At 32.9% G+C, this 13,744-nt stretch carries 12 protein-coding genes; 9 read left to right on the plus strand and 3 right to left on the minus strand.

Features of this window, described 5'->3' with window-relative positions; translation table 11 throughout:
• Positions 1 to 30: 30 nt before the first annotated feature.
• The 9 genes from HMPREF9129_RS07260 to glmL all read left to right on the plus strand — a co-directional run bounded on the left by HMPREF9129_RS07260 (position 31) and on the right by glmL (position 10,334).
• Entirely contained in the window at positions 31 to 1,332 is a 1,302-nt protein-coding gene (locus HMPREF9129_RS07260) for an SLC13 family permease (RefSeq protein ID WP_004822041.1), read from the plus strand.
• Between the two features lie 10 nt (positions 1,333 to 1,342).
• Positions 1,343 to 2,560 (plus strand): imidazolonepropionase, encoded by a 1,218-nt coding sequence (hutI, locus tag HMPREF9129_RS07265; protein ID WP_004822043.1) that lies wholly within the window; start codon positions 1,343 to 1,345, stop codon positions 2,558 to 2,560.
• A 12-nt stretch (positions 2,561 to 2,572) separates the two neighbouring features.
• Complete coding sequence (locus tag HMPREF9129_RS07270; protein WP_004822045.1) at positions 2,573 to 3,127, plus strand: cyclodeaminase/cyclohydrolase family protein; 555 nt, start codon at positions 2,573 to 2,575, stop codon at positions 3,125 to 3,127.
• A gap of 55 nt (positions 3,128 to 3,182) precedes the next feature.
• A complete protein-coding gene (hutH, locus tag HMPREF9129_RS07275; protein WP_004822046.1) occupies positions 3,183 to 4,718 on the plus strand; it encodes a histidine ammonia-lyase in 1,536 nt (511 codons plus the stop codon).
• Positions 4,719 to 4,729: 11 nt separating this feature from the next.
• Positions 4,730 to 5,611: a glutamate formimidoyltransferase gene (gene ftcD, locus HMPREF9129_RS07280; RefSeq protein ID WP_004822048.1), complete on the plus strand. Its 882-nt coding sequence runs from the start codon at positions 4,730 to 4,732 to the stop codon at positions 5,609 to 5,611.
• Positions 5,612 to 5,711: 100 nt separating this feature from the next.
• Complete coding sequence (gene ftcD, locus HMPREF9129_RS07285) at positions 5,712 to 6,605, plus strand: glutamate formimidoyltransferase (protein WP_004822050.1); 894 nt, start codon at positions 5,712 to 5,714, stop codon at positions 6,603 to 6,605.
• 7 nt (positions 6,606 to 6,612) lie between these two features.
• Positions 6,613 to 8,289 carry a formate--tetrahydrofolate ligase gene (locus HMPREF9129_RS07290; RefSeq protein WP_004822051.1) on the plus strand — a complete coding sequence of 559 codons (1,677 nt, stop codon included), beginning with the start codon at positions 6,613 to 6,615 and terminating at the stop codon, positions 8,287 to 8,289.
• Positions 8,290 to 8,298: 9 nt separating this feature from the next.
• A complete protein-coding gene (locus HMPREF9129_RS07295; RefSeq protein WP_004822053.1) occupies positions 8,299 to 8,925 on the plus strand; it encodes a cyclodeaminase/cyclohydrolase family protein in 627 nt (208 codons plus the stop codon).
• Between the two features lie 62 nt (positions 8,926 to 8,987).
• A complete protein-coding gene (glmL, locus tag HMPREF9129_RS07300; RefSeq protein WP_004822054.1) occupies positions 8,988 to 10,334 on the plus strand; it encodes a methylaspartate mutase accessory protein GlmL in 1,347 nt (448 codons plus the stop codon).
• 364 nt (positions 10,335 to 10,698) lie between these two features.
• On the opposite strand, the gene HMPREF9129_RS10705 is transcribed toward glmL, so the two are convergent.
• Genes HMPREF9129_RS10705 through HMPREF9129_RS10710 form a run of 3 tightly spaced genes read right to left on the minus strand, consistent with a single transcriptional unit; the run spans position 10,699 to position 13,707 of the window.
• Positions 10,699 to 10,950 carry a hypothetical protein gene (locus HMPREF9129_RS10705; RefSeq protein ID WP_004822056.1) on the minus strand — a complete coding sequence of 84 codons (252 nt, stop codon included), beginning with the start codon at positions 10,948 to 10,950 and terminating at the stop codon, positions 10,699 to 10,701.
• Positions 10,910 to 13,450, minus strand: coding sequence for a BTAD domain-containing putative transcriptional regulator (locus HMPREF9129_RS07305; RefSeq protein ID WP_004822058.1), 2,541 nt, complete (start codon positions 13,448 to 13,450; stop codon positions 10,910 to 10,912). The genes HMPREF9129_RS10705 and HMPREF9129_RS07305 overlap by 41 nt, the downstream gene beginning before the upstream one ends.
• A 29-nt stretch (positions 13,451 to 13,479) precedes the next feature.
• Positions 13,480 to 13,707, minus strand: coding sequence for a hypothetical protein (locus HMPREF9129_RS10710; RefSeq protein ID WP_004822060.1), 228 nt, complete (start codon positions 13,705 to 13,707; stop codon positions 13,480 to 13,482).
• Positions 13,708 to 13,744 lie beyond the last annotated feature (37 nt).

Below are 13,744 nucleotides of genomic sequence, written 5' to 3' on the forward strand. Positions count from 1 at the left end.
TTATATATTTAAAATAGAAGGGAGATAAATATGGAAATTTTGTTGAATCCGGTAATAATATCGGTTATTGTATTATCCGTTTTGTGTTTACTTAAGTTGCCGGTCTTATTGGCACTATTAGTATCAGCATTAGTTGCAGGTTTGTCAGCAGGTATAGGACTGACAGAATCTATCGGAATATTTGTCGGCGGCATGGGTGGGAACGCTAACACAGCTCTTAGCTATATTTTATTAGGTGCGTTGGCATATACAATAAATAAAACTGGAGCAGCTGATATATTGGCGAGAAAGATAGCTTCAGTAGTAAAAGGTAATAAGTTTACCCTGGCTATTATAATAACTTTAACAGCTATGGCATCAGGGACTATTGTACCAATACATATTGCTTTTATACCAATATTAATTCCGCCACTACTATCTTTGATGAATAAGATGAAAATGGACAGAAGAATGCTTGCAATTTGCTTTGGATTTGGATTAAAAGCACCATACATAACTCTTCCTATAGCATATGGAGCAATTTTCCATGGAATTATTAAAGATTCAGTTAACTCAGCAGGACTTAATGTTGGATTATCTGATATTTGGAAATCAACTTGGATGGCTGGGTTAGCTATGTTTGTTGGGTTGGTACTTGGACTTATCTATTTATCTAAAGATAGAAATTATGAAGATAAAGATGAAGATAAAAATAAAGAAGAAAAAGAAATTGTAATAGAGGTAAAGCATTGGCTTACACTGGCTGCAGGCATTGTAGCTTTAGTTGTCCAACTTGTAACAGAGTCTTTACCTTTGGGAGCTTTAGCAGCACTAACACTTTTAATTGCTACTAGAGTTATAAAATGGAATGATATACAAGAAATGTTAGACGGTGGTATTAAATTGATGGGATTCATTGCATTTGTAATGTTGATAGCATCAGGATATGCAACTGTAATTAGAGAAAGTGGAGCAGTAGATAGTTTGGTAGAAAGTGCATTTGCTTTATTAGGTGGCTCTAAGCTGGCAGGCTCTTTTACAATGATAGCATTAGGTTTGGTAATTACTATGGGAATAGGAACTTCCTTTGGTACAGTACCTGTTATAGCGGCTATATATGTTCCTCTAGCAGTAAAACTCGGTTTTTCTCCGGCCGCTATAATTTTTATGATAGCAGTTGCAGCAGCGCTAGGAGATGCAGGTTCTCCGGCATCTGATACAACGTTAGGACCTACAGCAGGATTAAACGCAGATGGACAGCATGACCACATTTGGGATACATGTGTTCCTCAATTTATTTGTTATGATATTCCATTGTTAATTGTTGGTATAATTTGGCCACTATTTATATAAGGACTGAAAAATGAAAAAATTACTTTTAAAAGACTGCAAAGAAATATTGACAATTAGAGACGATGCCGATGATTTAATCGGCATCGTCTCTAATAAATCAATATTAATAAAAGAAGATAGAATAAAGAAAATAGGTGACTATTCAAAAATTGACATAGACTTTGAAACTGAGGTTATAGATTGCAAAGATAAAATAATAATGCCGGGTTATGTAGACTGTCATACACATTTGATTTTTGGAAAGAGCAGAGTTGATGAATACTCAGCATCTTTAACTATGTCGGCTGAAGAAGTTAAGAAAAAAGTTGGCTTAGTTGGGTTAGCATCATCGATGTATTCTACAAAAAATGTAACAGATGAAGAATTATTACAATCTTCATTAACAAAACTTAATAGAATGCTTAAGACAGGCACAACTACACTTGAAATAAAGTCTGGATATGGCATAGATAAAGAAAATGAGCTAAGACAATTGAGGATTATAAAACAAATGGGGAAATATACTCCTCAAACTATACTGAGTACATATCTTGGGGCTCATTATTTTGACGTTGAAATGGGCAAAGAAAAATATATTCAATATATGATAGATGAGGTTATGCCAATAATAAGAGACGAGGACTTAGCAGAGTTCTGTGACGTATGGTGTGATGATGGATACTACACTGCTGAGGATTCGAGAAAAATTTTATCTGCCGGTTTAAAATTTGGAATGCTTCCTACAATACATACTGAATGTTACTCTGCAATAGGTGGTGCAAGAGTCGGAGCTGAATTAAAAGCAGCTAATGTTGGACATTTAAATTATTTAGAAGATGAAGATATAGATTATTTAAGAGATAATGGAGTTGTAGGGGTGTTGATTCCGGGAACAGATTTTTCAGTAAGACATCATAAACCATTTAATCCAAGACCGATGATTGATAAAGGGCTTACTATTGCAATAGCAACAAACTTAAATCCGGGCAATTGGATTGAATCAATGCCTTTAGCTATGGCAATGGCTTGTAGAAATCATGGGATGACTCCGGAAGAGGCAATTAGAGCAGCAACACTTGGAGGGGCAAAAGCTCTTAAAATAGATAGAGATTATGGATCTATAGAAGAAGGCAAATTTGCAGATATTCAAATTCTTGAATCTGATAATTATAAAAACTGTATCTATAAAATAGGTGTAAATGAAGTTAATATTATTATAAAAAAAGGAAAAATTGTTTTTCAAGCTTAGGAGGAAATAAAAATGGATTATAGAGATATTATTGAACTGATTTTAGATGAAGATGACTTTACCGTGGGTGGAGGTTCTTCATCTGCTATAGCTGGTGCTTTTGGATGTGGGCTAATGGGAATGGTAATAAATTTATCTAAAGGGAAAGATTATGGATATTCTGATGAAAAGTATGATGAACTTTCAAGAGAGTTAAAAGAATTAAAAGCCAAATTTTTGCAAGGTGCAGTTAATGATAATGAAGCATATATGTTAATTGTAAATGCTTATAAATTACCTAAGTCAACAGAAGAAGAAAAAATTGCAAGAAAAGCAGCGATACAAAATGCAGGAATAAGAGCAGCTGAAGTTCCTATGTCAAATGCAAAATTAAATAAAAGACTTTTAGAAATAGGTGAGGGACTTTTAAAAAATTCAAATCCGGCTTGCGGAACTGATTTAAATGCAGGAGTTGAATTTGCTAAGATGGGAATAAAAGCTGGAAAAGAAAATGTTGAAGTAAATTTACCACTGATAAAAGATGAGAAGGTTATCGAAGAGTTTAAAAAAGATTTAGAAACTCTATAAAATATTAATTTGTCAGAAAATTATATGTGATTTTATTCTTAAAGGAGGATTCAATATGGAGAAAGTAATTAAAATTAATGGAAATGATTTAACGATAGAAGATGTAGTTCAAGTTGCAAGGTTTGGGGCAAAAGTAGAAATAGATGAAAAGCAAAAAGAGGAAATACTTAAGTCAAGAGCTTATGTTGAAGATGCATTGGCAAGTGGACAGGCTATTTACGGAATTAATACAGGATTCGGTAAGTTTTCAACTGTTTCTATTTCAGAAGAAGAATTAGATTTATTACAAAAGAACTTAATCTATTCAGATGCATGTGGAGTTGGGGAGCCTTTTGATACAGAAATAGTAAGAGCTATGATGGTTTTAAGAGCAAATTCAATATGCAAAGGATTCTCAGGTGTATTGATGACAACAGTTGAATGCCTTATAAATATGTTAAATGAAGGAGTACATCCAATAGTTAGGTCTAAAGGTTCTGTAGGGTCTTCAGGAGATTTATGTCCATTAGCACATATGGTTTTACCTATGATAGGCGAAGGAGAAGCGGAGTATAAAGGTGAAGTTCTTAGTGGAGCAGAAGCCATGAAGAGAGCGGGATTAAAACCTATTACTTTAAAAGCTAAAGAAGGTTTAGCGCTTATAAACGGAACTCAAGCCATTATGGGAAATGCAGTTATGGCTACATATGATGCTGAAAAGTTACTTAAGCAAGCAGATATTGTAAGCGCTCTAACAGTTGATGCGTTAGGTGGAATAATAGACGCATTTGATGAAAGGATAAATTTAATTAGACCACACCAAGGTCAAATAGATACAGCTGAAAACATGAGAAGACTTTTATCAGAATCTAAAAATGTAACCAAACAAGGTGAAGTTAGAATGCAAGACTCTTATAGTTTAAGATGTATTCCTCAAATTCACGGGGCATCAAGAATAGCTTTTGAATATGTAAAAAAAGCTGTAGAAGTAGAAATTAATTCAGTAACAGATAATCCATTAATCTTCCCTGGAGAAGACGGAGCTTGTATATCAGGTGGAAATTTCCATGGACAACCAATAGCAATAGCGATGGACACTCTTGGAATATTAGTATCTGAAATAGCAAATGTATCTGAAAGAAGAATAGAAAAAATGGTGAATCCCGCACTTTCACATGGGTTACCGGCTTTCTTGGTTAAACATGGAGGAATAAATGATGGATTTATGATTCCTCAATATGTAGCCGCAGCTTTAGTTTCAGAAAACAAAGTGTTGGCACATCCGGCTTCAGTAGATTCAATTCCCACTTCAGCAAATCAAGAAGACCATGTAAGTATGGGTACTATTGGAGCAAGAAAGGCAAGACAAATAGTAGACCATGCTCAACACGTAATAAGCATAGAACTTATGTGTGCGGCACAGGCGGCAGATTTTGGGGAAGCTGATAAATTGGGAATTGGCTCAAAAGAAGCCTATAAAGTTTTAAGAGAAAATGTAACCTTTATGGAAAATGATAGGATATTCTATCCGGATATGGATAAATCGTTTGAAGTGATTAAATCAGGTGAATTATTAGATAGAGTTGAATCAGTTGTTGGAGAATTAAAATAAAGGAGCAAATTATGAGTAAAGTATTGATGGCAGAAGTAAATATAAGTGAAGGTACAGATCTCAGTATTGTAGAAAAAGTTAAAGAAGCTTTTTTAACAGTTGATGGAATAGAAGTTATAGATATTGATTCTAATGCAGACCACAACAGAACAGTTTTCACATACAAGGGAGAACCTCAAAATGTACTAGAAGCTACAAAAAGATTGGCAGCAAAAGCTGTTGAATTAATAGATATGACTAAACATAAAGGCTCACATCCAAGAATAGGAGCTGTAGATGTAGTTCCTTTTATTCCGGTAAGAGAGATAACAACAGAAGAAGCAGTAGATATAGCTAAAGAATTTGGAAAATATTTAGGAAGTCTTGGAGTTCCCGTTTATTTCTATGAAGACGCACAGGAAAAAGAATATAGAAAAGCTCTGCCAAAGATTAGAAAAGGACAATATGAAGCTTTAGAAGAGAGAATGAAAGATGAAGAATGGTATCCTGATGAAGGGCCTAAAGAATTCAATCCAAAATCCGGAGCGACTGTAACAGGTGCTAGATTCCCATTAGTTGCATTCAATATAAATTTAGATACAGAAGACATTGATATAGGAAAAGAAATAGTTAAATCCGTTAGAGCAGCAGCTGGCGGTTACACTTATGTAAGAGCGATAGCTCTAAGTCTTGAAGAAAAGAGACAAGTTCAAGTTTCTATGAATATGATTAACTATGAAAAGACACCAATACACAGAGTTTTTGAGACTATAAAATCTGAAGCTAATAGATATAATGTAAATATTGTAGATACAGAGTTAGTAGGGCCTGTACCTATCTATGCAATAAGAGATATTCTTGATTTTTATCTAAGAATTTCTAAAGATTTTTCCATTGACCAAATTTATTCATAAAAAGTCAAAAAATTTTTCATAATAGTATATCTTTTGACGTTTTATAGATAGGAAAATGTTAAACTCGCGTTGTAAAAAGTCTAGGAGGTATGACTAAATTATGAAAAGAGTAATGTGTATTCCTAATTATTCAGAAGGAAGAGATTTAGAAAAAGTAGATAAAATCGTAGAATGCTTTAGAGCAAAAGAAAATGTAAAGTTAGTAGATTACCAAGCAGACAAGGATCACAACAGAACAGTTGTTGAAGTTATTGGTGAACCTGAAGCTGTAATCAAAGCCGTTATAGAATCTGTTAAAGTAGCTCAAGAAGTTATAGACATGACTCAACATGAAGGGGCTCATCCAAGAATGGGAGCTGTTGACGTTGTTCCTTTCGTGCCTATTACAGAAGTTACAACAGAAGATTGCGTAGAATATGCAAAAGAAGTTGGTAAGGCAATAGGAGAACTAGGAATTCCTGTTTACCTATACGAAGATGCAGCTACAACTCCTGGAAGACAAAATCTAGCAAAGGTTCGTAAAGGACAATATGAAGGATTCTTTGAAAAGATCAAAGAAGAAGAATGGAAACCGGATTTCGGCCCACAAGAAATGAACGCAAAGAGTGGTGCTACTGCAGTTGGAGCAAGATTCCACCTTGTAGCATTTAACGTAAACTTAAATACAGATAAAGTAGAAATTGCTGATGCAATCGCTAAGAAAGTAAGACACATTGGTGGTGGACTTAGATTTGCTAAGGCTATAGGACTTCCACTTGAAGAAAGAGGACAAGTTCAAGTATCTATGAATCTTGTAAACTTTGAAAAGACAAGAATTTACCAAGCGCTTGAAATGGTAAAATCTGAAGCTAAGAGATATGGTGTAACTGTATACGGAACAGAGATAATCGGTATGGTTCCACTACAAGCTTTAATTGATTCCGCAGCATACTATATGCAAGTTGAAGAATTTAGCGCTGAACAAGTTATAGAAACATTATTAATTGAGGAGTAATAAATAGATGGCAGAATTTTTAACAGATATAGAGATAGCAAATTCCATTGAAATGGAACCAATAGTTGCAGTAGCTGAAAGAGCTGGTCTTAATGCAGATGATTTAGAACTTTATGGAAAATATAAAGCTAAAATATCTCTTGATGCTATTCATGAATTAGATAAAAAAGAAGATGGTAAATTAGTTCTTGTAACAGCAATTACTCCAACTCCGGCAGGAGAAGGGAAATCAACTGTATCAATTGGTCTTTCTCAAGGACTTAATAAAATGGGTAAAAACTCAGTTGTAGCTCTTAGAGAACCATCTTTAGGACCTGTTTTCGGAGTTAAAGGTGGAGCTGCTGGTGGCGGATATTCTCAAGTAGTTCCTATGGAAGATATCAACCTTCACTTCACTGGAGACCTTCATGCAATGACAGCTGCTAACAATTTATTATCAGCTCTTATTGACAACCATATTCACCAAGGTAATGCTTTGAGAATTGATTCAAGAAACATTACTTGGAAGAGAGTTATCGACATGAATGATAGAGCTATCAGAAATATTGTAATCGGAATGGGGGGAAAAGCTTGTGGATTTACAAGAGAAGACCATTTCATGATAACTGTAGCTTCTGAAATCATGGCAGCTCTTTGTTTAGCAAGTGGTTTAACTGACCTTAAAGAAAGACTTGCTAGGATGATTGTAGCTTACAACCTTGATGGAGAACCTGTAACAGCAGGACAATTAGAAGCTCAAGGAGCTATGGCTATGCTTCTTAAAGATGCAATAAAGCCAAACATTGTTCAAACTCTTGAACATACTCCGGCTCTTATCCACGGTGGACCATTTGCAAATATCGCTCACGGATGTAACTCATTAATAGCTACAAAATTAGGGCTTAAACTTTCTGATTACCTTGTAACAGAAGCAGGTTTCGGTGCTGACCTTGGAGCAGAAAAATTCTTTGATATCAAATGTAGACTTGGAAACATCAAACCGGATGCAGTAGTAATCGTAGCTACTATCAAAGCTCTTAAGATGCACGGCGGAGTAGATAAGAAGAACTTAAAAGAAGAAAATGTAGAAGCTTTAGAAACAGGATTTGCAAATCTTGGACGTCACATTGAAAATGTAAAGAAATTTGGTCTTCCAGTTGTTGTTGCAGTTAACAAATTTGCATTCGACACAGAAGCTGAAGTTAATAAATTAATTGAAAAATGTGCTGAATACGGAGTAGAAGTTTCACTTTCTGACGGATGGGCAAAAGGTGGAGAAGGAACTCTAGACTTAGCTGAAAAAGTTGTTAGAGCTTGTGAACAAGAAAACAACTTCCACTATCTATATGATGTAGAAGCTTCAATTCCTGAAAAACTTAACACTATAGTTACTGAAATTTACAGAGGAGCTAAAGTGGTTCTTACAGCAGCAGCTAAAAAACAAGTTAAGAAATTAGAAGAACTTGGATTAGATAAAATGCCAATCTGTATGGCTAAGACTCAATTCTCATTCTCTGATGATAAGAACGCAGTAAATGCACCGGAAGGATTTGAAATAACAGTTCAAAACGTAAGAGTTTCTGCAGGGGCAGGATTCATCGTTTGTGAAACAGGAGACATCATGGTAATGCCAGGACTTCCAAAAGTTCCGGCAGCTAACAAGATGGACGTTGATGAAAACGGAAAAATGGAAGGCCTATTCTAAGGAGGAAATATGTTAAAAGAGTTAACAGTAGCAGGATTTGTAGCAGAAACTTCTTCTGATTCTCCGGCACCGGGCGGTGGATCAGTTTCAGCTCTTGCAGCAGCTCAAGCAGCAGCACTTTTAGGAATGGTTGCAAACCTAACAGTAAAGAGCAAAAAATATGAAGCAGTTCACGAAGAAATGCAAAAATATGCTGAAGAATTAAAAGAACTTGAATTAGATTTCGTAGAAGACATTGATAGAGATTCAAATTCATTCAATGGCGTTATGGCAGCATTTAAATTACCAAAAGAAACTGATGAAGAAAAAGCTATAAGAACCAAGACAATTCAAGAAGAATATAAAAAAGCAGCAAATGTACCTCTACAAGTTGGTCTAAAAACTCTTAAGTTATTAGATTATGCAGGAGTTTTAATTGAAAAAGGAAACTCTAATGCAATAACTGACGTAGGAGTAGGTCTATTAAACTTAAAACTTGCAGTAAGAGGAGCTTTCTACAATGTAAAAATCAATCTTGGTTCAATCAAAGATGAAGCATTTGTAGCAGATACTAAAAAACAAATGGCAGAAGCACTTGAAAAAGTTGAAGCTGTAACAGCACCTCTACTTGAAAAGATTGAAGCTGAAATAGAATAATATAAATAAAAAAAGAGGGGGTATATCCCTCTCTTTTTGTTTTGAAATTTAGAAGGTGTAATATGAAATATTTACTTGTTGACATAGGTTCTACATATACAAAATTAACACTAGTAGATGCAGAGAAAAGGAAAATAATAGCAAAATCAAAAGATATAACTACAATAAAAACTTCTGTAATGAATGGATTTAGAAATGCTTTGAATAAAATAGAGAGTGAAATTGGAAAAGTAGAGTATGACAAAGCCATAACTTGTTCATCAGCAGCCGGTGGTCTTAAGATGGTAGCTGTAGGACTTGGGAAAAATCTCACAGCAGAAGCTGCAAAGCGTTCAGCTCTTGGAGCGGGAGCTAGAGTGCTTAAAACTTTTTCTTATGAATTAGACTTATCAAAAGTTAGAGAAATAGAAGAATTAAATCCGGATATTATATTGTTGTCAGGTGGGACAAATAACGGGAATAAATTCAATATATTACATAATGCTAAAATGCTTTCTGAATTAAATATAAAAGTGCCAATTGTAATTGCAGGAAATGAGCAAGTTTCAGATGAAGTAGCTGAAATTTTAAATGGTTTTGAAACTTATATTACAGAAAATGTTATGCCTACAGTCAATGAATTAAATGCAGACCCGACAAGAAAAATAATCAGGGACATCTTTATGAGAAGAATAATTTTTGCAAAGGGATTATCTGAATATAGAGAGAATGTAGGAGAAGTGCTTATGCCTACTCCGGATTCTGTATTGCAAGCGGCAAGGTTACTTTCAGTTGGAACAGAAAATGAATCCGGACTTGGAAATTTAATTTTAGTTGATATAGGTGGAGCGACAACTGATGTTCATTCAATCGGATATGGACTTCCGGAAAATAATGATATTAGATTTGAAGGATTAAAAGAGCCATTTGATAAGAGAACTGTTGAGGGAGATCTTGGAATGAGATATTCTGCAGTTAGTTTATACGAATCTGTTGGAGAAGAAGAATTAAAAGAATATTATGACGCGGATTATAAAACAGAATGTAAGAGAAGAAGCGAAGATATAATGATGGTGCCGGATACTGAACAAGATAAAAAGATAGATACTTCAATTGCAAAAGCTTGTGTAAATCACTCTTTAGATAGGCACGTTGGAAATTTGAGAAAAGAGTATTCAAACGGAAGATATATTTATTACCAAAGCGGAAAAGATTTATCAAGTTTTAATACTATAATAGGAACGGGAGGAGTTTTAGTTCATTCTGAAAATCCTGAATTTATTTTAGAAACAAAAAATGCTCCACTGTATCCAAAAGAACCTACAAAATATTTGGATAAGGAGTATATACTCTCAGCAATGGGACTTTTGGCAACAGAAGATAGAGAAGCGGCATTAGAAATAATGAAGAATACAATAGAAAAAATATAGATTAAAATAAACCCATCTTTCTGAATTGAGATGGGTTTAAAAATATAATTTATGTATCACTCATTAATCTTTTGAGTATTTAAAATACAAAACAACAGCTACCAAAAATGATAACTCAAAGCATACAGAGTAAATAGAATAAGCAGGCTCTATAAGATTGTTTATAACTACGGTCATAAATATTTTATCTATTATAACAGGATAAAATATTAAAAGTAATAGTAGTAATTTTTCTTATTATTCATATTAACCTCCAAGTGCTAAAGTATCGTTTTTAATAGTATACTATATTTTTTTAATAAATTAGTAATATGAAAAAGTTATATAAAATAAAAAGAGAGCTCAATAGAACTCCCTAAATTTTTTATAAGTTGCTTATTTCAAAATTATCTCTGAATTTATCTAAGTTTGCAATTGCATTTTCTTTATAGAAATCTTCTTTTTCAGTAAATAAACCGACAAATTCATCGTTTATTATATCGTGGTCAAGAGACTTAAATATTTTATAACCGGCAAAATAAACAGTGCCAAGAGCTCTTGGGTCTTCCATTTTAGATGCAAATTTAAATGCTGTTCTAAGGTGTGCTGAAGCATTTTTTATAATTTTTATCTTCAACTTCACAAAGTGCCATATAAGCATCCAAGACAGGACGTTTCCAAAATGAGTCGAACTGTCCATAAAGAGAATATGCTTTGTTAAATTCTTCCTTTGCAAGTTCAAGTTCATTGTTTGCAAAGTGTGCTTTTCCTTTATTTATATAGAAAATAGATAGAGAAGAAAGAGCATTTTTATTTTTTGAAAGCTCAATGGCTTTTTCAAATTTACCAATAGCTTCTTTGAATTTTAAATCTTGGAATCTAATTTCACCAATGTAGTTGTAAGCTGCAGCTATATTGATTGCATATCTATTTGCGACTTCATCTGTTACTGTAAATGTGTTGATTGACTCGGTGAAAAGTTTTTCGGCAAGGAATGTGTTGCCAATCATCATATTGTAAAGACCTTTTAATCTGAGCAGTATTCCAATCTCTTTATGATAGTTGCAAATTACGGCTAAATCTAGCGCTGATTCAATATATTCAAGCATATCTTTCGAGTTGTTAGTTTGGATATTATAGAAAATCATTTGCTTATATCCATCTAAGATATAGTCTTTATTGTCGATTTCTTTAGCTTTAGATATTACATATTTTATATCTTCAATTCCCTCTTGATAAGAACCATATCGTATTAAGTATCTGCCTTTCATATAATAAAATTCAACTTCGAGTTGTTTAACATCTTCTTCATTTTCATTTTTCTTAATATCTGAAAAATTATCTTCTAATTTATCAAACATTTCTTGAATTTTATCTCTTGAAATATAAATCTTTGCATCTTCGTCCAGTTCGGACACATTAAGTATAGGGAATAGTTCATGAGAAAAATTTAGATAGTAGTTTAAAGTTTCTAATTTATATTTTATACTTTTTAAATTTTCTCCGGCACTTGAATAATGGTAAACAAGTTTTGAGTAAGTATATAGACTTTTATTATTTTTCAAGTCGGCTTCTAAAAGTTGTCCAATTCTCTTGTGAAGAACTTTTTTCTTTGAATTGGCTTGTGTCATGTATATATATTCTCTGAGTTTTGAATGAGTGAACATGATTCTGGTATCATTTTTATGTTCTCTTTCAGTTAATATATTTGCATTTTCTAAGTTTTCTAAAAGACCTATAATATCGAACTCACCTTGTCCACTTATTTCAGTTATTTGAGAGAGAGGAGCTTCGTCGTAGAAATAGCTTACTATATCGAGCAAATCTCTTTCCGGTTTTGAAAGATAAGCAAATCTTGACTTCATTGCATCTATCATCTCTTGAGTCATAAGATTAGAAGAATTCGATGATTTTAAGAGATTAACATATTCAGATAAAAAAAGAGAATTGCCTTCTGTTTCGGAATATATTCTATCAATTAGTTCATCTTTGATTTGAGTTTCAGGCAGTGCTTTTGATACAAACTCTGCAGTGGCGTCTCTTGAAAATCTATCTAATTCAATTTTTTCAAGTAAGTTATATTTAATTAATGTGCTGACCATATCTTCAAAATCTCTATTAAATTGTTTTCTTGATGTCATAAAAAACATAGCTTCTTTATTTAGCCTCAATATGACAGAAGTAAGTAATTTAATAGAAGTTTGATCCATCCATTGAATATCTTCAAAGATCAGTATTAAATTTTGTTTGGCTGAAATTTTTTTTATAGCTTCAACTATAACTTGGGTGAGTAAATCAAAATTCAATGGTTGTATGTTTTCTAATAAAATTATGTCTTTAGCAGAGTCTTCAAAAGCTGGGAACAATTTTTTTATAGTTATATCCCAGAAAGTAGGAAGTGGAATTTTAAGTTCTTTTAAAAGTTTTCCTATTTTATTTATCATTACGCCTATAGGTCTAAGGGCATAATTTTCTTCTGCTTGATAACAAAAAGCTTCTAATATAGTAGTATTGGAATCAATTTGTTCAAAGGCCTTTCTCTTGAGGGCGCTTTTACCAATTCCGGCTTCACCATACAGAACTATTGATTTTAAATTATCGGTTTTGAAAAATTTTAAATTTTCTTGAATCGCAGCCAGCTCATCAAACCTACCGAAGAAATATTCATCATGAGATTTGGGGCGCTTGTTATTTAAATTTATACGCTTTATTGATTCTTCATAAATTTTTTTTGTCTCTAAATCAGGGCTTACACCAAGTTCATCTTGTAATAACTTAGTTAAGTTATAATAAGTTTCTATAACTTTTCCGTTTCTTCCTGTTTTTTGATAAAATTTCATAAGTAGACGGAAATTTCTTTCGTCATATTCATCAATTTGAGTTAGTTTGTTAATTTCTTTTTCGACATTTTCATAATTTTCTTCAGCAATGTCTTTTTCTAATTTATCATAAGAAGTTGAAATAAATTTTTCTTCAAAGTAGTTACGCATTTTAGTAACCCAGTATTCATAAGATTCAGCTTCTTTTATAAAAAAACCTTGTAGGAATTCTCCCTTATAAAGGTCTAAATGTTCTATTGGATTTTGATTAAAGAGGTCTGCATCACATTGAATATCCAAATTTTTATCTATCTCCAAAACAGATTTTTTAGGAGAAATTATAAAGTCTATTCCAACACATTTTTTTGCTTGATAAATAGCATTTCTAAGATTCTTTTTAGCTGTTTTTCGTTTTCATCAGGCCAAAGTAAATTGGCAATTTCATCTCTAGTTATAAATTTATTTAACACAAGATAATATATCAAAGCATTTATCTTACTATAAGGAAATAAAATTTGTTTTCCATTTAAATAGAATTGGGGAACACCAAATAATTGTAAGTAAATTTTGTCCATTTATTTCACCTCTTAACACAATTTTATGATATGAAAA

It is taken from the genome of Peptoniphilus indolicus ATCC 29427 (assembly GCF_000227315.1).
GTDB lineage: Bacteria > Bacillota > Clostridia > Tissierellales > Peptoniphilaceae > Peptoniphilus > Peptoniphilus indolicus.